Consider the following 22573-nt stretch of genomic DNA (forward strand, 5'->3'; position numbering starts at 1 on the left):
CCCTACATGTCTGCAATCGCCTCCAGCGGCTTTGTCTTGGCCGCTCGGTTGGCCGGCCACAGCGCCGCCAAGACACCCACCACACCCGAGCCGATCAGCATTCCGACCACCTGACCCCACGGGATCGTGATCTTGTCGAGGCCCTGATCCGCGAGAGTGCTCACGAAGGCCCAACCGAACGCGATGCCGAGAACAACTCCGACCGCCGCGCCGTACACCGCGATGAGGACCGACTCGAGGTAGATCGTGCGTCGCATCTGTCCTCGCTGCATGCCGACAGCTCGCAGCATTCCGATTTCTCGTCGCCGCTCGACCACCGAGAGTGCCAGGGTGTTGATGATGCCCAGGATCGCGATCACGACCGCGAGTGCAAGCAGTCCGTAGAGGATCGCCAACAACGTGTTGATCTGCTGGCCCTGAGTTCCCTTGAACTCCTCACGATCCTGCACCTGGACGACGACGTACTTCTCCGTGGCCGTTTCGAGCTCGGATCGCAGCGTTGTCAGATCCGCGCCAGGCTTCGCCTTCACCAGCACCACGAAGTCCGGCAGACTCTCGGCCGGCATCAGCTTCCTGTACGCCTCGTCCGAGACGATCCACGAGCCGATCAGCTGGTTGTCCTCGAACACTCCCGCGACAACGGTCTGGTACTCGACGCCGCCAGGACCGGTCAACGTCTGGGTCGAGCCGACAGTCCAGCCCTTGTCATCCGCAGTCGACTTCGAGACGAGCATGTTGTTGCCGGTCAGATCGACCGTGCCCTCGAGGATCTTGTACTCGAGCACGCCTTCGATCGGGCCGTCGAACGAAGCGCCCTGCTCGTCCTCACCGTCGACCTTCGCACGCACTCCGTGCAACGACGTCGCGCTCTGCACGTCGGGCACCTGTCGGACCGCGTCGGCCGCACCTCGCGGCACGCCGATCGCGTTGGGACCGGTCAGGATGTAGTCGGCCGAAACACCCACGTCGACAAGAGCATTGATGCTCGCCTTGGCCGAGGAACCGAACACTCCGATGACCGTCACCAGCATCAGACCGAGAGTCAACGCGAATGCCGTTGCGGCCGTGCGACGGGGATTGCGCACCGCATTGGTACGAGCCAATCGCCCTATGGCACCGAACGGCTTGGCGAACACGGCACCGAGCGCGCCGACGATCGGCCGCGACAGCGCGGGAGCCCCGAGAAGCACCGCGATGATCAACGAGAACGCACCGAGGCCGACGATCAGCGCCGCGCCACCACCGGTACCGCGAGAGCCGAACACGAGCAGTGCCACACCGATCACGCCGAGAATCGCACCGATCAACGTCCGCACTCGCAGTGAGTCACCGGTGGAGGCGAACTCCTCACGCATGGCCGCCACCGGCGGGATCTTCGACGCACGACGAGCCGGGGCGTAAGCGCTGAGCGTCGTGACGACGACGCCGACCACCAACGCGACGATGATCGTGCGGGCACCCACCTGGAGCGGGCCTTCCGGCAGACCGACGTCGAATGTGTTGAGGAGACTGCGCAATCCGTAGGCGAGACCGATACCGCCGAGCAGACCGATGATGCTGCCGATGAGTCCGACCACGAGCGCCTCGGTGACCACCGAACGGCCGACCTGCGCTCGGCTCGCACCGATCGCACGCAGCAGCGCCAGCTCACGAAGACGCTGCGCCACGATCATCGAGAAGGTGTTGTAGATGATGAACGTTCCGACGAGCAGAGCAATCGCGCCGAACGCCAACAGGAAGTAGTTGATGAAGCTCAGCGCCGAGTCGACCTCGGCCTTGGTCTCCTCACGAACCTGGTCGCCGGTCTGCACCTTGAGATCGGGGAAAACCTGCTCGACGCGTTGCTGCAGTTCCGTCTGCGACACCCCGTCGCCCGCGACGTCGATGTACTCGACGTGTTGGCCGTCGGTGAAGAGTCCACGGGCCTGCTCGTCGGTGAAGAGCGCGCCGATGAACCCGCCGGTGTCACTGCCCGCCCCCTCGTAGATACCGGACAACGTCACGTCCACGATTCCGCGGGCCGGTGCCAGAACCTTGGCGGAGTCCCCCACCTTCAGTCCGGCTCGCTCGGCGGCGCTGGTGTTCAGCGCGACCTGACCGGTCTGCGTCGGAGGCGCGCCCTCGACGAAGGTGTCGGGTTCGGCAATCGCCTGGCCCGGCGGTAGGTAGGACTGACCGATACTCGGCGCGCCGCCGGTCTGAACAGCGCCGCCGTCTGCGTTGATCAGGACGATCTGTCCACTGACGGCCGGGGCTACCGCTCGGACGCCGTCGACTGCGGCAAGTTTGTCGACATCCTCGACCGGAACGCCACTGGTGTTGCGCTCTTCCATCGATACCCGGACGTCGACGCCCTGGGCGGTGTTCTCGAAGATCGAATCGAAAGTCTTCTGGAGGGTGTCGGTGAAAACGAACGACCCCGCGACAAAAGCCGTGCCAAGCACCACGGAGAGAACCGTCAGCGCAAGTCGCACCTTGTGTGCCGCCAAGTTGCGCAGGGAAACCTTGCGCATCGGCGAGTTGCTTACCGAAGCCATGTGCTCAAGCCCCGGCTTCCACGTTCACGACCGCCTGCGGAGCGTCCAGACGCTTCATCCGGTCGAGGACCGAATCCGCCGTAGGCTCGCGCAATTCGTCGACGATCTTGCCGTCCGCGAGGAACACCACCCGGTCGGCATACGCCGCTGCCCGCGGATCGTGCGTCACGATCACCACGGTCTGGTTGAACTCGTCGACGGCCGCCCGCAGGATCGAGAGCACCTCACCGGAGGACTTCGAATCGAGGTTTCCGGTCGGCTCGTCGCCGAAGATGATCTCCGGCTGACCCGCCAGCGCACGCGCACACGCCACACGCTGCTGCTGACCACCCGAGAGCTCTCCCGGCCGATGATCGAGGCGATCCCCGAGACCCAGCTTGGTCAGGACGCTGTTCAACCAGGTCGGGTCCGCTTTGCGTCCCGCGATGTCGAGCGGCAACGTGATGTTCTCGAGCGCGGTCAGGGTCGGCACCAGGTTGAACGCCTGGAAAACGAAACCGATGCGATCGCGTCGCAATTGGGTCATCTGTTTGTCGGAAAGCGTCGTGAGTTCCGTGTCACCGATGAGAACGGAACCCGAACTTGCGGAATCCAGACCGGCGAGGCAATGCATCAGCGTCGACTTACCGGAACCGGACGGCCCCATGATCGCCGTGAACTCACCGCGGGCGAAATCTGCGGACACCGAACTGAGGGCGTGCACCTGGGTATCTCCGGTGCCGTAGGTCTTGGACAGGCCGACTGCGCGGGCCGCGACATCCTGGGCGTGCGAACTCATGATCGCCTTTCCTGTTCACTTCGGTGCTAATTTGCGGGCGTGACGGGCGCCCGTGAAAACACGGACGCCCGCAATGGTTGGTTCCATCCTGTCGGGTGGCGGGCGCGCCCGCCATCGGGGACCACCCTGATATCTGCGGCCGAGCCGGTCAGGGTCGGGGGAATGCGACCCCTCCTGCTTGTGCGCATTGACTGGAAACAGCGATACGAAGACCGGGCGCACATTAACCTTGTGACACCAATCACACGAGAGAGGCGGCCGAATGTCCGACGCCACCGCTGGAATCATTTTCGATCGGCTAGAGCACTGGGCGACGGTCAAGCCTGATCAAGCAGCGATGACCTTCCAAGGGACCGAATTCACGTGGGCTCAGTGGCGGGACCGCATCTTGCGTATCGCCGCCGCCCTCGCCGAATCAGGCATCGGTGCCGGCGACACTGTCGCGTTCGTCGACAAGAATCATCTGTCCTGTCTCGAAGTCACCTACGCCGCCTCACTACTCGGCGCCGCGAATGTCGTTCCCAACTGGCGACTTTCGAGCGAAGAGCTGGATTACGTCCTCGCGGACTGTGGCGCTCGCATTCTGTTCGTCGGCAGCGAACTACTCCCCCAGGTCGTCGCGATGCGAGACCGCTTGACGGCCGTCGAATCGATCTTCGCCGTCGGCGGTGAACACGACGAATTCGAGCCGTGGATCGACGAGGTCACACCGCTGCACTCCCGCCCCGAGGTGAGCCCCGATGCCACCGCTCTGGTTCTCTACAGTTCCGGGACGACCGGTCGCCCCAAAGGTGTCCAGCTCACGCATCGAAACCTGTTCGCGCACAGCAACAATGTCCTCGAAATCCTGCCGGCCCACGAGGATCACCGATTCTTGATCGCGATGCCGATGTTCCACGTCGGCGGAACGTGCTACGCCATCATGGCAATTCACACCGGTGGCCGCTGTTACTTCACGAGAGAAGCCGACGGACCGTCGATCTTCGCCGGTCTCGCCGCCGGAGCCAACATCGCCTTTCTCGTCCCACCGGTCATTGCCGGAGTCCTGGCCGCAGGCGAGCAGGCGGTCGCCGCCTTCAAAGCATTCAAACGCATCACCTACGGCGCCGCCCCCATGCCGCTCCCACTGTTGCGCGCGGCACTCGCAGCGTGGCCGGACACCGAATTCGTGCAGGTCTACGGCATGACCGAAATGGCAGGCGTCATTACCGCGTTGATGCCGGACGTTCACCGCGACGAGTCGCAGGTCGAGCGCATGGCATCAGCAGGTACGGCGATCCCCGGCGTCGAGATGCGCGTGGTGGACCCCGTCACGCTCGAGGACGTGCCCACCGGAACGACCGGTGAACTGTGGTGGCGATCCGAACAGTGCACACCCGGATACCTGGGCAAGCCTGAGGCGACGGCCGAAACGATTACCGCAGACGGGTGGCTACGTAGCGGCGACATGGGCCGCGCCGACTCCGACGGCTTCGTCTTCATCGAGGACCGCCTCAAGGACATGATCATCACCGGCGGCGAGAACGTCTACTCCCCCGAGATCGAACGAGTACTGGTGGAGCATCCGGCAATCGCCGAGGTCGCGGTCATCGGCGTTCCCGACGACCGTTGGGGTGAAACCGTCAAGGCTGTCGTGGTTCTCACTGCCGAAGCGCAGATCGACGAAGCCGAACTGATCACCTATACACAGGAACGCCTCGCAAAGTTCAAGTGCCCGACCAGTATCGACGTCGTCGAGATTCTTCCCCGCAATCCCACCGGAAAGATCCTCAAACGCGACCTCCGCAAACCGTACTGGGAGAACCGCGAACACAAACTGGTCTGAGTTCGCGTGCTGTAATGGGGCGGTGACTTCGCGCCGCCCCACCACACCCAATCCGACCGATCCGTGCCCGTGCGGCAGCGGCAACGCGTTGGCCGAATGCTGCGGCAAGTACATCAGCGGAGTAGCGCACGCACCGACCGCCGAAACCCTGATGCGTTCGCGTTACACGGCTTTCGCTGTGATGGACGACGAATATCTCACGCAGACTTGGCATCCCGACCATCGCCCAGCCCAACTCGATCTCGACCCCGACCAGAAATGGCTCCGGTTGGAGATCCTGGACATCGAACGGGGCGGGCTGTTCGATTCCGACGGCGTCGTTGAATTTCGCGCTCACTGCACATTCGGACGCGAGCGGGGAATGCTCCACGAACGCAGTCGATTTGCGCGAACAGAGGGTAAGTGGCTCTATGTCGACGGCGATATCGGTTAGGTAACTCCGGGCACCGCCGCCGCGGATCCCGATAACGCGAGCCCTACGATCGAGTCATGACAACGAACCGGACGAGATCATTTGCCGCTGTCGCTGCCATCGCAGTGGGCGTGAGCCTGACTGCCTGTTCGCAGGACGCGGAGACCACTCCCACGGCAGCCACCTCGGCCGTCACCTCGACCTCGACCTCGAGTGCAGCAGCGTCGACCACAGAACCAGTCCCGACGGACAGCTCCGACAAGACGTCGGCTGCGGGCACCGAATCCAAGCTCACCGTCGTCGACATCCGAGTGGGCGAGCACGACGGATTCGATCGTGTCGTCTACGAAATGGGCGGAACCGGCACACCCGGTTGGCGCGTCAAGTACGTCGACGCGGCGACGCAGGAAGGCAGCGGTAAGCCCGTGGACATCGAGGGTGCCGCAGTGATCCAGGTCCTGATCGACGGTTCCGCATATCCCTTCGACAGCGGAGTCGAGCAGTACTCCGGCCCCAACCCGGTCCCCGGCGTCGGCGGAGTCGTGACCGAGGTCAACGGGTCCAACGTCTTCGAGGGAGTCACGCAGTCGTTCATCGGCGTGACCGAGAAGCAGCCGTTCACGGTCACGACGCTCAGCGACCCTCCTCGCGTGGTGGTCGACGTGGCCCGCTGAGGCCGCACTTGACCTGAAGTTTGGTTGAGGTTCTACCTTCGTGTCGTACCGGCCACGTAATCTTCGTGGCCGGCGACCGGAGGGGCGAAGTCATGAGTATGGAAGTCACCGCGTGGAACGCGATGTACAACGCGATGCACGCGCAAGAAGATCGGCGCCCGTTCTCGAAGGCGACACTGAAGCGGATCGCGACGTTCGCAGTTCCACAGAAACGCAACCTCAGCTGGTACCTCGTACTGAGTGTCGTCACTGCTGCGCTTGCCGTGGCAACACCTGTCCTGGCCGGGCGTGTGGTCAACGCGATAGTCGGCGGCGACGCCGTCGACGTGGTCGTCAAACTTGCCGCCCTGATCGCACTGGTTGCACTTCTCGAAGCCGCTCTGGGACTGTTGACCCGGTGGCTCTCGGCCAGCATCGGCGAAGACCTGATCCTGCATCTGCGCACCACCGTCTTCGATCACGTCCAGAAGATGCCCATCGCGTTCTTCACCAGAACTCGAACCGGAGCACTGGTCAGCCGTCTCAACAACGACGTCATCGGCGCTCAGCGCGCCTTCAGCGACACCTTGTCCGGAGTGGTCAGCAATCTGGTCACCCTGGTGATCACGCTGATCGTCATGCTCGGGATCTCCTGGCAGATCACCGTCCTCGCGCTGCTACTTCTCCCGATCTTCGTCATCCCCGCACGGCGCATGGGCGCAAAACTTGCAGCACTCAATCGTGAAGCAGCCAACCATAATTCGCTCATGAGCACCCAGATGACGGAGCGGTTCTCCGCTCCCGGCGCGACTCTGGTCAAGCTGTTCGGCCGCCCGTCGCAAGAATCTGCGGAGTTCGCGGTTCGCGCCAGGCGTGTGCGCAACATCGGAGTCCGGACCGCAATGCTGCAGTCCGTCTTCGTCACAGCACTGACGCTGGTCTCGGCCCTTGCTCTCGCCCTCGTCTACGGACTCGGCGGCTTCTACGCGCTGCGCGGACAGTTGGACGCAGGCGCCGTCGTGGCGATGGCACTGTTGTTGACGCGGCTGTACTCACCGTTGACCGCACTGGCCAGCGCCCGGGTGGACGTCATGAGCGCCCTGGTCAGCTTCGAGCGGGTATTCGAGATTCTCGATCTGGCGCCGCTCATCACCGAGAAGCCCGATGCACGCACGGTGCCGCAGGGCCCGGTGTCCGTCGAGTTCAAGAACGTCACTTTTGCTTACCCATCCGCGGACAAGGTGTCTCTCGCGTCCCTGGAGGAAGTCGCGATCCTCGACACCCGCGGCGGCGAGGACGTGTTGCACGACCTGTCGTTCCGCACCGAAGCAGGACAGATGGTCGCCTTGGTCGGCACGTCCGGTGCCGGAAAGTCGACCGTGGCGCAGATGATTCCGCGCCTCTACGACATCGACTCCGGTTCGGTCGAGTTGGGCGGCGTCGACGTCCGCGACCTCAGTGCCGATTCCATCCGGGAGACCGTCGGCATGGTCACGCAGGACGGGCACCTGTTCCACGAGAGCCTTCGATCCAACCTGCTCCTTGCGCGACCGGATGCCACCGAAGAAGATCTGCGTGAGGTTCTGGAGCGCGCACGGCTCACCGACCTGGTTGCGTCGCTGCCCGACGGACTGGAGACCGTGGTGGGTGAACGCGGTTACCGCCTCTCGGGCGGCGAGCGTCAACGCCTGACCATCGCACGCCTGCTCCTGGCCCAGCCTCGCGTCGTCATCTTGGACGAGGCCACCGCGCATCTCGACTCGACGTCGGAAGCTGCGGTTCAGGAAGCACTCGGCGAAGCACTCGCCGGGCGGACTGCGGTGGTGATCGCTCACCGATTGTCGACGATCCGTTCCGCGGACCTGATCCTTGTCGTCGAGGCAGGCCAGATCGTCGAGCGCGGCAACCATGAGGAACTGCTCGCGCGCGGCGGCCGCTACGCCGAGTTGTACCGCACGCAGTTCGACACCAACGCCCGGAAGAACGGCGCCCTCGCACCGACGCCGATCTGATACCGCGCAGCGCCTTGCCCCCCACACAGAAAAGCCTTGCCCCCCACACAGAAAACAGGCGCTGTCCTCCTCGCGGAGGGCAGCGCCTGTTTCAGTCTTCATGACAGTCGTTGAAGCTGTATGTCAGTCGTTGTAGCGATCGCGTCCGCCACCGCGGCGGTCGTCACGTCCACCACGATCGTCCCGGCCACCACGGTCGCCACGGCCACTCGGACGTCCCTGCGGCGGCCCGAAATCAGGCTGCAGCTGGATCAGGACGCCGGAGATGCGTGTGCGACGCAAAGCTTCGAGAGTCTCGTTGGAGAGGTCGGCCGGCAGCTCGACGATGCTGTGATCCGGGCGAATGCTGATGTGCCCGAAGTCGCTTCGACGAAGCCCACCCTCGTTGGCGATGGCACCGACGATGGCACCCGGAACGACGCGGTGACGCTTGCCGACTGCAATGCGGTACGCGGCCAGCTCCTGGCCCTCGGGCCCACGCGAGCGCGGGGCCGGGCCATCGTCGAAACGACGGGGAGGACGTGGTTCACGAGGCTCGCGCTCACGACGCGGCGGTGCCGGCGGCTCGGGAGAAAGCAAGAATGCTTCGCCGTCGCGCGACTGCAACGCCAGAGCGGCAGCGATGTCGATGAGCGGAACGTCGTGTTCCTGGTCGTAGTCCTCGATCATCTTGCGGAACATCGCGAGATTCTCCGAGGCCAGGCTCTCGGTGATGGAGTCACCGAACTTGGCCACGCGCTGGGCGTTGACGTCGTCGACACTGGGAAGCTGCATCTCCGCAAGCGGCTGACGGGTCGCCTTCTCGATGGACTTGAGCAGATGACGCTCACGCGGGGCGACGAACAGCAACGCGTCACCCTGACGACCGGCGCGGCCGGTACGACCGATGCGGTGGACGTACGACTCCGTGTCATGCGGGATGTCGTAGTTGACGACGTGGGAGATTCGATCCACGTCGAGGCCTCGAGCGGCAACGTCGGTCGCGACGAGGATGTCGAGGGCGCCGTTCTTGAGCTGACCGATGGTCCGCTCACGCTGTGCCTGGACGATGTCGCCGTTGATCGCGGCAGCCGAGTGCCCGCGGGCCCGCAGCTTCTCCGCCAGGTCTTCGGTGGCCTGCTTGGTACGGACGAAGATGATCATCGCCTCGAATGCCTCGACCTCGAGGACTCGGGTCAGTGCATCGAGCTTGCGCTGATGAGCAACCTGAATGTAGCGCTGCGTGATGTTCGAGGCGGTCGACGTCTTGGACTTGACGGTGATCTCGACCGGATTGTTCAGGTACTGCTTCGAGATCCGGCGAATCGAGCCGGGCATCGTTGCCGAGAACAGAGCGACCTGCTTGTCCCCGGGGGTGTCGCGGAGGATGCGCTCGACGTCCTCCTGGAACCCCATCTTGAGCATCTCGTCGGCCTCGTCGAGAACGAGGTACTTGAGATTGGTCAGATCCAGGGTGCCCTTTTCGAGATGGTCGATGACACGACCCGGGGTACCGACGACGACGTGTGCGCCGCGGCGCAGGCCCGACAGCTGGACGCCGTAGCTCTGGCCACCGTAGATCGGCAGCACGTTGAGTCCGGGGATGTGCGCGGAGTACTTGCCGAATGCCTCGGCAACCTGAAGCGCCAGCTCACGCGTGGGAGCAAGCACCAGCGCCTGGGTCTGCTTGATCGACGTGTCGATCCGCGACAGGACTGGAACTGCGAAGGCTGCGGTCTTGCCGGTACCGGTCTGTGCGAGACCGACGACGTCCTTGCCTTCGAGCAGCGGCGGAATGGTGGCAGCCTGAATGGGCGAGGGCGACTCGTAGCCCACGTCTGACAGTGCCTTCAGTACCCGATCATCGATGTCGAGGTCGGCAAATGTTGGGGGTTCGGGGTCACGCTCAATATCACTCATTTGACCAGCAGTTTAGCGGATAGAGTATAGACACGACGACATACCGGGGGTGCTTTTACGACAGATCCACCCTCCCAGCGGGTTTCGCCTAGCGTAGGAAGCATGACCGAAGCCACCGCAGCCACCCCCTCCCAGACCGTTGTCGCGATTGCCCAATTCGCCCCGGGGACGGACAAGAAAGCCAACCTCGAATCACTGCGATCACTGGCTTCCGATGCAGCAGCACGCGGCGCGAAAGTTGTCGTGGCGCCGGAATACTCGATGTTCACCGCACCGAAGACGGATGAGCGTTTGATCGAGTCCGCGGAGGACCTGGACGGCGAATTCGGTTCGGCGCTGGCGTCGGTCGCCGCGGAGTTCGGAATCTTCCTCGTGGCAGGAATGAACGAGCGGATCGACGACGTGAGCAGAATCTCCAACACCCTCGTCGCGATGGACCCGAACGGCGAACTGGTGGCGACCTACCGGAAACTGCATCTTTACGACGCTTTCGGTTACCAGGAGTCGGCCGTGATCCGCGCGGGCGAGATCACCGAACCGCAGACTTTCGGGTGCGACGGCCTGACCTTCGGCCTCCAGACCTGCTACGACCTGCGCTTCCCGGAAGTCACCCGGCGCATCGTCGACGTCGGCGCAGACATCTTGCTCCTGCCCGCCCAGTGGGTGCCGGGGCCGCTCAAGGAAGACCACTGGACCACTCTCGTGCGCGCCCGGGCCATCGAGAACACGATGTACATCGCAGCGGCAGATCAGAGCGCGCGCGGCGGCGCGGGTGCCAGCATGATCGTCGACCCGATGGGCGTCGTGATGTGTTCACTTGGCGAGCAGGTCGGGGTCGCCACCGCACTCGTTTCGGCTGCTCGCATCGCCGAGGTACGCGAGAAGAATCCCGCTCTCGCGCTGCGGAGGTTCACAGTCTCGTCGCGGTGACCTGCAGCGAGTAGCGTCGAACTGGTCGGGGTTCGAGCTTCTCGAGGACAACGCAGTGACCCAGTATCGGGATCGATCTTCCGCCGGCAGATTTCTGGCCGGGCGGCTCGAGACCTTGCGTATCGACAAGCCCGTCGTTCTCGGACTCCCGCGCGGCGGAGTTCCGGTCGCAGCCGAGGTGGCTGCGGCATTGAACGCTCCGCTCGACATCGTGGTGGTGCGCAAGCTCGGCAGTCCGTACAACCCGGAACTGGCGATGGGCGCTATCGGTGAGGGCGGCGTGCGGGTCCTCAACCACGACGTCATCGCAGCGGTTCGCGTCTCGAAAAGAGAACTCGTCGCCGTCGAACGCGACGAGCGAACCGAATTGGAACGGCGGGCGCATCTCCTGCGCGAGGGGCGGACCCCGGTTTCCCTCCACGGATGCACTGCGGTGATCGTCGACGACGGAATGGCTACGGGCGCGAGTGCCGCCGTTGCCTGCCGATGCGCGCGCACCGCGGGTGCTGCCTCCGTGATCGTCGCTGTCCCAGTAGCGTCCCCCGAAGCCATGAGAGTGATCGCGTGCTCCGCCGATCGGGTCGTCTGCCCCTTCGTTCCTGCCCTGTTAGGCGGCGTCGGTGCTGCATTCGAGGACTTTCATCAACTCAGCGACGACGAAGTGCTGTCCTTCCTCGCCTGAGTGCACACCTCTCCAGCCTGAGCACAGTCCAAGAGATCTCTGAGAATTTGTGATGTGTGCAACATTTCGCTCCTCGGTGCCGATAGCCCAAATGGAACAAAAAGAATTCGGCTTTCTGGAGGAACCGTGACCATCTCGACCGATACCGTCGACGCCGTCGCAGCTGCGTGCCGTGACCGCCTGGGCGACCCTTCCGCCTGGGTTGCGTCAGACGCTTATCGACAGAGCCTCGCCCTGTGCATCATCGAATCCGTTCAGTCCACGTCGGGCCACAGCGAAGTGACCGTCGTCGATCGCTACCTGGCGTACCGGAAAGCCCGCGAGGACAAACCCGTCACGGATGGCGCACGCGAACTACTCCGCACCTTCGAGGAAGCCGGCAGTTCGGACCAGTGGGCAGGCAAGATCGGCTCGTACAAGCGTCGCTACACGGCGACGGGTGTCCCGATCGAGGCACGGCACATCCAACAGGTCGCCGAGAAACTCCATCACTTGCGGATCAACAGCGTCGAGGACCTGCTGTCGGCCGCCGATTCCGACAACGCTCTCGAAGCCGTTCACCATGCCTGGGTGGACGCGTGCGGAGACGGTTCCGAAGTGACCTGGGCCCACCTGTTGATGTTGGCCGGAATTCCGCACACCGATCTGGGGACCGCTGCCGACACCTTCATCAGCGCGACACTCGGCACCACCGAGTTGCCGGGAGACACCTCGGAGATCCTTGCAGCTACTGCAGAGCAACTCGGAGTGGATCCGGACCGATTGGACTACGCAATTCGGCGGTGGCTGTCCGTGCACGGTCGCACGCTCCAACACGTCGCCTGAGTACCTGTAAACAGGCGGTCACACTAAACTGCAGGTCAGCGCCCGACCAGTTCTACCGAATAGTAACGACAGTGCAAAATGACGACTAATGTGATGCAATGCACATCAGAAATGTCAGTAGTCACTGGAGGGGTCAATAGTGCGCGAGTTCTCAGTTCCACAGTCGTTCTCAATTCCGGAGAACGTATCCATGGCCGACTCCGTGTTCCGTCACGCCGAAGAAGACCCCACATTCGTGCCGTTCAAGAGGCCGTCGAACGGTGGATGGGTCGACGTCACTGCAGCTGAATTCGCGAAGCAGGTCTCCGCAGTTGCCAAGGGCCTGATCGCGTCAGGTGTCGAGCTCGGCGACCGCGTCGCTATCCTGTCCGCGACTCGCTACGAGTGGGTCGTTCTCGACTACGCCATCTGGACTGCCGGCGGATGCACCGTCGCGATCTACGAGACCTCCTCCCCTGATCAGGCGCAGTGGATCCTCGAGGATTCAGCGACGACACTTCTGGTCGTCGAAACGGCCAAGCACGCGGAGACTCACAAGGAAGTCACCGACGGCGCAGAAGCCCTCCGCGAGGTTCTTGTCATCGAGTCGGGTGCGATCGACGAGCTGTCCAGTCGCGGTTCGGCAATCACCGACGAAGAACTGCACACTCGTCGTCACCAGGTCACCGCTGCCTCGCCCGCGACCCTGATCTACACCTCCGGAACCACCGGACGCCCCAAGGGTGTCCAGCTGACGCACTCCAACTTCTACGCCGAGTCCAACGCCTGCCGCCTGGCGATGCCGGAGTCCATGGTCCCCGGCAAGAAGACTCTGATGTTCCTGCCGCTTGCCCACGTATTCGCGCGGGCGATCTCCTTCGGCGCTTTCGACGCCAAGGTCACCGTCGCCCACACGTCGGACCTGACGACGCTGCTCGAGCAGTTCGCCGGCTTCAAGCCCAACTTCATCCTCTCGGTGCCCCGCGTGTTCGAGAAGGTGTACAACTCGGCTCGCCAGAAGGCAGTCGACGGCGGTAAGGGCAGCATCTTCGACAAGGCTGCTGCCACCGCCATCGAATACAGCGAATCCCTCGAAAAGGGTGGCCCCGGACTGGCACTCAAGCTCAAGCACGCGGTATTCGACAAGCTCGTCTACTCGAAGTTGCGCGCAGCTCTGGGTGGCGAGTGCGAGCGTGCAGTCTCCGGTGGCGCAGCCCTCGGCGCGCGCCTCGGCCACTACTTCCGCGGCGTCGGCATCCCGATCTACGAGGGCTACGGACTCACGGAGACCAGCGCCGCAATCACCGTCAACACCTCGAGCGCGCAGCGCGTCGGCACCGTCGGCAAGCCGATCAACGGCCATGCAGCACGGATCGCCGAGGACGGCGAACTCCTCCTGCAGGGCCCGGTCGTGTTCGCCGGCTACTGGCACAACGAGAAGGCCACTGCCGAATCCATCGTCGACGGCTGGTTCCACACCGGCGACCTCGGCTCGATCGACAACGAGGGCTACGTCTCCATCACCGGACGCAAGAAGGAAATCATCGTCACCGCGGGCGGCAAGAACGTCGCACCGGCAGGCCTCGAAGATTCCCTGCGCGCGCACGCTCTGATCAGCCAGTGCCTCGTCGTCGGCGACGGTCAGCCGTTCATCGGTGCACTGATCACCCTCGATCCGGAGACTCTGCCCGGTTGGGTCGAGCGCAACGGCCTGCCCGCCGGCACCCCGATTGCCGATCTGGTGAAGAACGCCGACCTGATCGCCGAGATCGACTCGGCCGTTGCCGACGCGAACAAGAAGGTCTCCAACCCCGAGCAGATCAAGAAGTACACGATCCTCGAGGTCGACTTCACCCAGGAGACCGGTGAATTGACGCCGACGCTCAAGCTCAAGCGCAACATCATTCACGAAGCTCACAAGACCAAGATCAGCGACCTGTACGCCTGATCGATCGTCTTTCACGAGTCTGGCCCGGTTCGAATGCGAACCGGGCCAGACTCGTTTCACTGTCCGGCGGAGAGTAGTTCCTTTTCGATCTCGGATGGAAGGCCGTGCACCGCACGATCCTCCCGCTGAGTCGGCAGAGTTTCCCGCTGCATCCACTCCCAGGTATCGCGCACGGTGTCTTCGACGGGCCGGCACCGCAGCCCTGCTTGCCCCGCCTTGGCGGTGTCGGCTTCGAGGAAGCCCGCGAACTCACCCTCCTGCGGCACCCAACACGGAAGTTGTGTCCACGGCTGCGCTCCAGCGGCCGCCAGCCTGTCCTCGTCGATCCACACGAGTTCAGCGTCCGAACCGGTGGCAACCACGCACGCCTGGAGGAGTCCGGAGGTAGTGGTGTGGCCGGACGGGCTGATGACGTCGTATGCCCCGCTGATCCCGGCGGCCAGTCCGGCCAAGACAAAGGTTGCGATGTCGCGGGCATCGACGTACTGCAACGGTCTGGTCGGCACTCCGGGAGCAACGACACGTCCGCCCGCCGCGATACGCTGCAGCCACCACGGCAACCGCCCGATGTCCTCGCGCGGGCCGAGGATCAACCCTGCCCTCGCGAGTAACGCGTCCGGGAAGGATTCCAGGACAGCGAGTTCGGCCCCGCGTTTGGCGGACGCGTAATCGCTGTAGTCATCGGAGGTCGCAGATGCGGCCACCACTGGTGAGGTCTCGTCTACGTGCAAGCCCCATTGGTAGACGGATCCACTGGAGATGTATGCGTACCGGTCGACGTGACCGAGTAAGACGCGCGCATTTTCCCCGATCACTCGGGGGCTACCCGACCAGGTGTCGACGACAAGATCCCATCGACGATCACCGAGCGCATCAACCATCGCACGCTGATCGGTGCGATCCGCGAACAGGACCTCCGCTGTAGGTGGTGGCGCTCCGGTGAGCCCACGATGGAGCACTGTCACCTCCCAGCCCCGAGCCAAAGCGGCATCGACGAGAGCGTGGCCGAGGAACCGTGTTCCTCCGAGCATCAACAGCTTCATGAGGGCCATCGTCACTTGAAAAGCGTCGTGCGGCAACACGTTCGTCTGGTAGCGCAATTTCCGGCGACTGGGGCACGGACGAACCGCTCAGATACCTCGTCCGGGATTGAGAACGTTCTTCGGATCGAATGCGGCCTTGACTGCAAGCATCATTTCGCGTTCGGTCTGGCCGACCATGTCCGCCATGTACGGCGCTTTGAGAACCCCGATACCGTGTTCACCGCTGATCGTTCCGCCCAACGCCAGTGCGCCGGCAACGATGTCGTCGAAAGCTCCGCGCGCACGATCCTGCGCACCCGGTTCGGCAGCGTCGAACACGATGGTCGGGTGGAGATTGCCGTCGGCGGCGTGACCGAAGGTTCCGATCGTGACGCCGTGGCGATCGGCCGCTTCACGAATGCATTCCAACATGGACGGCAACGCCGGCACCGGCACCGCGACGTCGTCGAGAAGTACCGTGCCCAACGCCTCGAGAGCCGGCAAGGCCATGCGGCGCGCGGCGGTGAACTCTTCACCTTCCACCGGATCGTCGGTGTGGAAAACCTCTCGGGCCCCGGCACTTTCGCACGCCGCGGCGCAGTCCGCTGCCTCGGCGGCCGCCGACCTACCGTCGCACTGGATGAGCAGCATCGCCCCGGCCGATTCGTCCAGCCCCATCTTGGTCAGCCGATTGACGGCGCCGATGGTGACGTCGTCCATCAACTCCATCTGACACGGTTCGGCCACTGCCGACACGGCGAGGACGGCATCGATCGCGGACTCCGCGGAATCGAAGAAGGCGACCACAGTGGTCGCGGCAGTGGGCGCCGTACGCAACCGCATCGTGGCTTCGACGATGACCGCGAGAGTGCCCTCCGACCCGACGAGCAGATGTGTCAGGTCCAGCCCCGCAACGTTCTTGCGCGTCCGTGCACCGGTACGGATCACACGCCCGTCGGCGAGTACCGCCGTCAGGGCCGCAACGTGATCACCGGTGACGCCGTACTTGGCGCAACAGATGCCGCCTGCATTTGTCGCCAGATTGCCGCCGATACTCGAGATGGACCGGCTTCCCGGATCCGGTACGTACCAAAGACCCTGCTGTGCAGCAGCTTCCGCCAGGTCACCGTTGATCACTCCGGGCTCCACCGTGGCGGTGCGCGCGGCAGGATCGATCTCGAGAATGCGATCCATGCCCGCGACGCTCAAGACGATGCATCCGTCGAGTGCGTTGGCGGCGCCGGCCAACCCGGTACCTGCCCCTCGTGTCACCACCGGAACGGCGAGTTCGTGGGCCACCGTCATGACCGCAACGACGTCGTCGACCGTCTTCGCCTTGACCAGCGCGGCGGGCCTTCCGGCTGCGGTGAGCAGTGATTGATCCCGGACGTACGCACCCATTCGGTCGGGATCGGTTGTCGCCCTGTCCCCCACCGCTTTCTGCAGACGCTCGCCCAACAGATCGATACTCGTGGTCATTGCGTTCGTCCTTCGTAGAATCCGCGCACATGGCGCTCGACCAAAACGGCAGCCTCGTCAACTGCACCGCGCTCGATCGCGTCGGCGATACCCTCGTGCTCTGCCAGCAGTGCGCCGAGCGTGGCCGCCGAGTTCTCGCGCGAGTCGAGTTCACTCAGCAGGTAGCCGGCGATGCTGTCGCGGAGAACCGTCATGACCAACCCGAACGCCTTGTTCCCGCCGGCTCCGGCCAGCGCAACGTGAAAGTCGACATCGGCGTCGTGGAATGCGACCGAGTCGTCGGCAAGGGTTGCGACGCGCATCCGCTCGATCGCAGCCCGGGCGCCGTTCGGCACCGCGACGACAGTGCGCAGCGCAGCAGCTTCGAGCAGCACTCGCAATTCGACAAGATCGCCCAATGGAACTGCACCCACCTGCAACGCCGTGCTGAGAGCTGTGGCTGCGGAATCGGCCGTATGCTCGTGCGTCACCCGAGGCCTGGCAGTAGAAGTGGTGTCCGCGCCGGTCAACAATCCCTGCGCTTGCAGGACCCGAAGGGCCTCACGGACCGTCGATCGCCCCACCGAGAACGTCTGCGCGAGTTCCTGTTCGGTCGGCAATGCCTCGCCGACGGGAAGCGAGCCGTCGAGTATGGCAGCACGGATTCTTCCCGACACGGCAAGGCTGAGCGGCATGCGCGACAACGGAGTCGTATCCATGCCGCGACGCTACCACCCCTTGCCTGCTTGTCTGACAAACTGTTTAATTGAGGAAATTCGTGACCCGGACCACAACAGAGAAGGTGCCGACCATGACCGACAAGCTCGAATTGGATCCCGCGACCACCGCCGTCGTGCTCATCGAGTACCAGAACGACTTCACCACCGAGGGCGGTGTCCTCCACGAGGCCGTCGCACCAGTCATGGAATCGAACGGACTCCTCGCGAACACCGCCGCGCTGGTCGATGCGGCCCGGGCGGCGGGTGTCACCGTGATGCACGCACCGATCACCTTCGCCGAGGGGTACAACGAAATCACCTCGCATCCGTACGGAATCCTCAAGGGCGTCGTCGACGGAAAGGCTTTCGTGAAAGGTTCGTGGGGCGCCGCTATCGTCGACGACCTCACTCCGAAAGACGGCGACATCGTCATCGAGGGCAAGCGCGGACTCGACACTTTTGCCAGCACCAACCTCGATTTCATTCTGCGCAGCAAAGGAATTCGCACGATCCTTCTCGGCGGCTTCCTGACCAACTGCTGCGTCGAATCGACCATGCGCACCGGATACGAGAACGGTTACCGGGTCATCACACTCACCGATTGCGTGGCAGGCACTTCGGTCGCCGAACACGAGAACGCGATCACCTACGACTACCCGATGTTCTCGCATCCCGTCACGTCGAAAGAGGTGCTCGGCGCGCTCTCCTGAGAGGACTACCTGGAATGCGCGAGAAGGAATTCACGGCTGACGTTGGTGACACTGGCGTGAACCTTCTCGTGCAGCAGGTCGTGACCGGCGTCCTCGAACTCACGCATCTCGACGTTGCGCAGCGTCCGCGCCCAGTCCCGGACGGGATCGACCGGGGCGATCCGGTCGTCGGTACCGTGAACGACCAAAACCGGGATGCCCGCGTCGGAGAGTTCCGCCCACCCGTGTTGCTCGACCGCGCTGCGCGGGATGCCGCACAGCACTGCGGAGGCAAAATCGTGATCGCGATGAGCCAGCATCGTCAGCGCCGTCACGGCACCTAACGAATGACCCATCACCGCCTGCGGAACTTCGGGCAGTTCCGCCAAGGCGATGTCAGCCAGCGCGGCTGCATCGGCAGCAAGATCGGAGAGCGGAGCCCCGACTCCCGGATCACCCTCCGACAAACCGTGCCCGGTGTGATCGATCGCCCACACGTCTATCCCCGACGCCGTCATTGCGCCCGCGAAGCGGTGATACTGGCCGCTGTGCTGGCCGAGACCGTGCAGAAAGACCAGTGACACCGTGGGCACCGCACCCCCTGCCGCCGGCCAATGCCGAAAGTGCACCTGACCGGTTCGTCCGTCGAAGAAAGGCATGATCGTCATTCTGCACGCCGCTACCGATATCCGCGGCTCGTGAGCGATTACTGGTGGGTTGCCTTGTCGGTGAGCGATGGCACAATCGCCCTGTGTTCCTACTCGATGATCAGATCGTCTACAGCGCCAGCGACCTCTCGGCTGCGGCCTTGTGCGAGTTCGCACTGCTGCGGCAACTCGACGCCCGAACCGGTCTGATCGCGGCCGAGGCCGCCGAGGCGGATCCGATGCTCGAACGGACGTCGAGCCTCGGCGACTCGCACGAGCGCGAACAGCTTCAGAAGTTCATCGATCAGCACGGAGACGGCGTCGTCGTCATGCCGCGACCGGAACACTCACGCGCAGGCCTGACCGCTGCCACGTTGGCCACCGTCGAGGCAGCACGATCGGGCGCGCCAGTCATTTATCAGGGAACCTTTTTCGACGGCCGATTCCTCGGGTTCTGCGATTTCCTCGTCCGCGAAGGCGACACCTACGCGGTCTACGACAGCAAGCTCTCCCGGCACGCCAAGGTGTCGGCACTTCTACAACTCGCCGCATACGCGGATGCGTTGGAGCGCAATGCAATTGCCGCCTCCGATCAAGTTCATCTACTGCTAGGCGACGGCAGCACGTCGTCGCACGACATCGGAGACATCGCGCCGGTATTCGCGGCACGTAGAGCTGAACTCGAACGAGTCCTCGACGAGCACCGCGCCGAGGGGAAACCGACACAGTGGCTCGACGATCGGTACCTGCGTTGTGGTCGATGCGACACCTGCAGCGTCGAGGTCGAAAGCCATCGAGACCTGCTGCTGGTTGCGGGTGTCCGCGGCAATCAGCGTGAACAGCTGATCGTCTCGGGGATCACGACAATCGACGAACTCGCCGCGAGCACCGGCCCAGTCGAGGGAATCCGCCGGGAAACACTCGACAAGCTCCGTGCACAGGCAGCGGTTCAACTACGCCAGGAACTGTCCGGCGACGCCGAATTCGAGGTCTACGAACCCTCGGCGCTCGGCGGACTCCCCATCCCCGACGACGGCGACATCTTCTTCGACTTCGAGGGCGATCCGCTCTGGGCCGAGGACGGGTCCACCGATTGGGGGTTGGAGTATCTGTTCGGTGTGGTCGAAGGGCCTGCGGACGACTACGTGTTCAAGCCGTTCTGGGCACACGATCGCGAGGGTGAGCGCCAGGCGCTCCTCGACTTCCTCGATTACGTCACCGCGCGTCGAGAAGCTCATCCAGGCATGCACATCTACCACTACGCCGCGTACGAGAAATCGGCGCTGTTGCGCTTGGCCGCACGTCACGGTGTCGGCGAGCAGACCGTGGACACCCTGCTCAGCGAGAACGTGCTCGTAGACCTGTACCCGATCGTCCGCGCGTGCCTGCGGATCGGACAACGCTCGTACAGCATCAAGAAACTCGAGCCGCTCTACATGGGTGAGCACGGCCGTGACGGTGACGTGACCAACGCCGCCGCCTCGGTCGTCGCTTATGCCGACTACTGCGAATTGCGCGACGGCGGACAAGCCGACCAGGCCAGGGAACTTCTTCAGGGCATCTCCGACTACAACGAGTACGACTGCGAATCCACTCTCCGCCTGCGCGATTGGCTCGCCGAGCGCGCCGCAGAACATGGTGTCGAACTTCGAGAGCCGACCGGACAGATCAAGATTCCACTCGAAGAACTCACCGAATCGGAAATCGCACTCCGCGACTTCGCCGGCCACAAGGCCGGTTCGACACGCACCTCCGATCAGCAGGCTGCTGCTCTATTGGCCGCAGCAGTCGGTTACCACAATCGCGAGCGGAAGCCGTACTGGTGGGCCCACTTCGACCGATTGGTCACACCGATCGAAGACCTCGTGGACATCCGCGACGTCATGGTGGTCGAGCAGTCCGAAATCGAAACGGACTGGCACAAGAGCACCGCGCGGCAGAAGAAGTTTCGTCGCCACATCCAATTGACCGGAAGTTTCGGCACCGGAACGTCTTTGAGCCCGGGCAGTGATCTTTTCGCGCTCTACGCAACCCCCTCCCCGGATGCCGTTGCAAGCGAGAACCCCACCCAGCGCGGCACCAGCAGCGTCAAGGTCACCGCCGTCGTCAAGTCCGAAGGGCTCGACGTGGTCACCGTGGAAGAACTGCTCAGCGGTGACGAATACATCGATTCCCCTGTCGCGTTGGCACCTGGTCGTCCGATTCCCACCGGACGCATGGAGAAGTCCATCGCCGCTGCCGCGTCCGACGCCAGCGAGAGCCTGCCCGAACTGCCACACATCGCGGCAGTCGACATTCTCAGGCGCAGCACCCCGAGAACCCTCTCGGGTTCAGCGCTGCCACCTGTCGGCACCGACAACAACTACGCCGACGCCATCACCGCCGCACTTCTCGACCTCGATGATTCCTACGTGGCAGTACAGGGTCCCCCTGGTACGGGCAAGACCTACACGGGCGCTCGTGTCGTCAAGACACTGATCGAACAACACCATTGGCGAATCGGCGTGGTGGCACAATCACATTCGGTGGTCGAGAACATGCTCGGCGGCATTCTGAAGGCCGGCGTGGACCCTGCACTGGTCGCGAAGAAGGGCAGCCGGAGCAAGACCGCAGAATGGCAGGACATCGCATCCGAAGAATATGCGGGATTCATCGCCGAGGCCGAAGGCGTCGGCTGTGTCATCGGCGGCACTGCGTGGGACTTCTCGAACACCGATCGTGTTCCAGCGGGCAGCTTGGACTTGCTCGTCGTGGACGAAGCAGGCCAATTCGCGCTGGCGAACACCATTGCCGTCGCGATTTCCGCGCGAAACCTGTTGCTGCTGGGCGATCCGCAGCAGTTGCCGCAGGTGAGCCAAGGCACTCACCCCGAACCGGTCGACGAATCGGCACTCGGTTGGCTCGCCGAGGGACACGGCGCACTGCCACCCGAACTCGGCTACTTCCTCGAGAAAACGTGGCGGATGCACCCGGATCTGTGTGCGCCCGTGTCCGCATTGTCGTACGAGGGCAAGCTGCATTCCCAGGAAACCGTGAGTGCGGCAAGAAAGCTCGACGGACTCGCTGCCGGAGTACACACGGTGTTCGTCGATCACCGCGGCAATTCCACCTACTCCCCGGAAGAGTCCCAGGAAATCGTTCGCCAGATCCAGGGCCTTCTCGGTACGCCTTGGACCGACCCGAGCGAGTTCGAGGGAACCAGGCCGCTGGAGCAGTCGGACATTCTCGTGGTCGCGGCGTACAACGCCCAGGTGGGCACCGTCGAGCGCGATCTCACCGAGGCCGGTCTCACGGAGGTCGAGGTCGGGACCGTCGACAAGTTCCAGGGCCGCGAGGCTGCGGTGGCAATCGTGTCGATGGCCGCATCTGCCGTCGAGGACGTCCCGCGAGGGATGTCGTTCCTGCTGTCGCGAAACCGTCTCAATGTTGCTGTCTCACGCGGCAAGTGGTGCGCGATCATCGTTCGATCGCACGCGTTGACGCAGTACATGCCCAGTACGCCTGCGGGATTGGTCGAACTGGGTGCATTCATGAGGCTGACGAGCTAGCCGAAGCCTG

17 protein-coding genes are annotated in these 22573 nt (G+C 63.7%); 10 read left to right on the forward strand and 7 right to left on the reverse strand.

Annotated elements, in window-relative coordinates:
* Positions 1-2: 2 nt before the first annotated feature.
* Together KTR60_RS19460 and KTR60_RS19465 are read right to left on the reverse strand one after the other, a co-directional pair.
* The gene (locus KTR60_RS19460; protein ID WP_019749299.1) at positions 3-2537 is read right to left on the reverse strand and encodes an ABC transporter permease; all 2535 of its coding nucleotides are present in this window, start codon (positions 2535-2537) and stop codon (positions 3-5) included.
* A gap of 4 nt (positions 2538-2541) precedes the next feature.
* The gene (locus KTR60_RS19465; protein ID WP_003945134.1) at positions 2542-3315 is read right to left on the reverse strand and encodes an ABC transporter ATP-binding protein; all 774 of its coding nucleotides are present in this window, start codon (positions 3313-3315) and stop codon (positions 2542-2544) included.
* A gap of 262 nt (positions 3316-3577) precedes the next feature.
* On the opposite strand from KTR60_RS19465, the gene KTR60_RS19470 reads away from it, so the two are divergent.
* The 4 genes from KTR60_RS19470 (at position 3578) to KTR60_RS19485 (ending at position 8217) form a co-directional block, all read left to right on the forward strand.
* Positions 3578-5140, forward strand: a complete 1563-nt coding sequence (locus KTR60_RS19470; protein ID WP_003945105.1) for a long-chain-fatty-acid--CoA ligase — start codon at positions 3578-3580, stop codon at positions 5138-5140.
* Between the two features lie 22 nt (positions 5141-5162).
* A complete protein-coding gene (locus KTR60_RS19475) occupies positions 5163-5573 on the forward strand; it encodes a YchJ family protein (RefSeq protein ID WP_228401168.1) in 411 nt (136 codons plus the stop codon).
* Positions 5574-5629: 56 nt separating this feature from the next.
* Positions 5630-6226, forward strand: coding sequence for a hypothetical protein (locus KTR60_RS19480; protein WP_228401169.1), 597 nt, complete (start codon positions 5630-5632; stop codon positions 6224-6226).
* A 92-nt stretch (positions 6227-6318) separates the two neighbouring features.
* Complete coding sequence (locus tag KTR60_RS19485; RefSeq protein ID WP_019749303.1) at positions 6319-8217, forward strand: ABC transporter ATP-binding protein; 1899 nt, start codon at positions 6319-6321, stop codon at positions 8215-8217.
* Between the two features lie 123 nt (positions 8218-8340).
* On the opposite strand, the gene KTR60_RS19490 is transcribed toward KTR60_RS19485, so the two are convergent.
* Positions 8341-10116, reverse strand: coding sequence for a DEAD/DEAH box helicase (locus tag KTR60_RS19490; protein WP_003945121.1), 1776 nt, complete (start codon positions 10114-10116; stop codon positions 8341-8343).
* 102 nt (positions 10117-10218) lie between these two features.
* On the opposite strand from KTR60_RS19490, the gene KTR60_RS19495 reads away from it, so the two are divergent.
* The 4 genes from KTR60_RS19495 to KTR60_RS19510 all read left to right on the forward strand — a co-directional run bounded on the left by KTR60_RS19495 (position 10219) and on the right by KTR60_RS19510 (position 14480).
* Positions 10219-11046: a carbon-nitrogen hydrolase family protein gene (locus KTR60_RS19495; RefSeq protein WP_050656184.1), complete on the forward strand. Its 828-nt coding sequence runs from the start codon at positions 10219-10221 to the stop codon at positions 11044-11046.
* A 55-nt stretch (positions 11047-11101) separates the two neighbouring features.
* Entirely contained in the window at positions 11102-11728 is a 627-nt protein-coding gene (locus KTR60_RS19500) for a phosphoribosyltransferase (protein WP_208690437.1), read from the forward strand.
* A 126-nt stretch (positions 11729-11854) separates the two neighbouring features.
* Complete coding sequence (locus KTR60_RS19505) at positions 11855-12553, forward strand: hypothetical protein (protein WP_003945151.1); 699 nt, start codon at positions 11855-11857, stop codon at positions 12551-12553.
* Between the two features lie 139 nt (positions 12554-12692).
* Positions 12693-14480, forward strand: coding sequence for an AMP-dependent synthetase/ligase (locus KTR60_RS19510; protein WP_042450345.1), 1788 nt, complete (start codon positions 12693-12695; stop codon positions 14478-14480).
* 56 nt (positions 14481-14536) lie between these two features.
* Here the strand turns inward: KTR60_RS19510 and KTR60_RS19515 are convergent, their stop codons facing one another.
* The 3 genes from KTR60_RS19515 to KTR60_RS19525 all read right to left on the reverse strand — a co-directional run bounded on the left by KTR60_RS19515 (position 14537) and on the right by KTR60_RS19525 (position 17679).
* The gene (locus KTR60_RS19515) at positions 14537-15532 is read right to left on the reverse strand and encodes an NAD-dependent epimerase/dehydratase family protein (RefSeq protein WP_228402294.1); all 996 of its coding nucleotides are present in this window, start codon (positions 15530-15532) and stop codon (positions 14537-14539) included.
* 78 nt (positions 15533-15610) lie between these two features.
* Positions 15611-16981, reverse strand: coding sequence for an FAD-binding oxidoreductase (locus tag KTR60_RS19520; RefSeq protein WP_228401170.1), 1371 nt, complete (start codon positions 16979-16981; stop codon positions 15611-15613).
* Positions 16978-17679, reverse strand: a complete 702-nt coding sequence (locus tag KTR60_RS19525) for a FadR/GntR family transcriptional regulator (protein WP_073513009.1) — start codon at positions 17677-17679, stop codon at positions 16978-16980. The genes KTR60_RS19520 and KTR60_RS19525 overlap by 4 nt, the downstream gene beginning before the upstream one ends.
* Positions 17680-17771: 92 nt before the next feature.
* Between KTR60_RS19525 and KTR60_RS19530 the strand changes: the two genes are divergently transcribed.
* The gene (locus tag KTR60_RS19530) at positions 17772-18389 is read left to right on the forward strand and encodes a cysteine hydrolase family protein (RefSeq protein WP_030536921.1); all 618 of its coding nucleotides are present in this window, start codon (positions 17772-17774) and stop codon (positions 18387-18389) included.
* A gap of 5 nt (positions 18390-18394) precedes the next feature.
* Here the strand turns inward: KTR60_RS19530 and KTR60_RS19535 are convergent, their stop codons facing one another.
* Positions 18395-19036, reverse strand: coding sequence for an alpha/beta hydrolase (locus tag KTR60_RS19535; protein ID WP_003945142.1), 642 nt, complete (start codon positions 19034-19036; stop codon positions 18395-18397).
* Between the two features lie 83 nt (positions 19037-19119).
* Here KTR60_RS19535 and KTR60_RS19540 point away from each other — a divergent pair, with 83 nt between their 5' ends.
* Positions 19120-22563: a TM0106 family RecB-like putative nuclease gene (locus tag KTR60_RS19540; RefSeq protein WP_228401171.1), complete on the forward strand. Its 3444-nt coding sequence runs from the start codon at positions 19120-19122 to the stop codon at positions 22561-22563.
* The last annotated feature ends 10 nt before the right edge of the window (positions 22564-22573 follow it).

The organism is Rhodococcus sp. C1 (assembly GCF_020809065.1).
Lineage (GTDB): Bacteria > Actinomycetota > Actinomycetes > Mycobacteriales > Mycobacteriaceae > Rhodococcus_F > Rhodococcus_F qingshengii.

Bases quoted from the DNA above. Each gene is read 5' to 3' on its own strand.
- KTR60_RS19465 (WP_003945134.1), bottom strand. From the start codon at position 3,315: ATGAGTTCGCACGCCCAGGATGTCGCGGCCCGCGCAGTCGGCCTGTCC.
- KTR60_RS19515 (WP_228402294.1), bottom strand. From the start codon at position 15,532: ATGGCCCTCATGAAGCTGTTGATGCTCGGAGGAACACGGTTCCTCGGC.
- KTR60_RS19490 (WP_003945121.1), bottom strand. From the start codon at position 10,116: ATGAGTGATATTGAGCGTGACCCCGAACCCCCAACATTTGCCGACCTC.
- KTR60_RS19520 (WP_228401170.1), bottom strand. From the start codon at position 16,981: ATGACCACGAGTATCGATCTGTTGGGCGAGCGTCTGCAGAAAGCGGTG.
- KTR60_RS19495 (WP_050656184.1), top strand. From the start codon at position 10,219: ATGACCGAAGCCACCGCAGCCACCCCCTCCCAGACCGTTGTCGCGATT.
- KTR60_RS19525 (WP_073513009.1), bottom strand. From the start codon at position 17,679: ATGGATACGACTCCGTTGTCGCGCATGCCGCTCAGCCTTGCCGTGTCG.
- KTR60_RS19535 (WP_003945142.1), bottom strand. From the start codon at position 19,036: ATGACGATCATGCCTTTCTTCGACGGACGAACCGGTCAGGTGCACTTT.
- KTR60_RS19485 (WP_019749303.1), top strand. From the start codon at position 6,319: ATGAGTATGGAAGTCACCGCGTGGAACGCGATGTACAACGCGATGCAC.
- KTR60_RS19480 (WP_228401169.1), top strand. From the start codon at position 5,630: ATGACAACGAACCGGACGAGATCATTTGCCGCTGTCGCTGCCATCGCA.
- KTR60_RS19460 (WP_019749299.1), bottom strand. From the start codon at position 2,537: ATGGCTTCGGTAAGCAACTCGCCGATGCGCAAGGTTTCCCTGCGCAAC.
- KTR60_RS19530 (WP_030536921.1), top strand. From the start codon at position 17,772: ATGACCGACAAGCTCGAATTGGATCCCGCGACCACCGCCGTCGTGCTC.
- KTR60_RS19470 (WP_003945105.1), top strand. From the start codon at position 3,578: ATGTCCGACGCCACCGCTGGAATCATTTTCGATCGGCTAGAGCACTGG.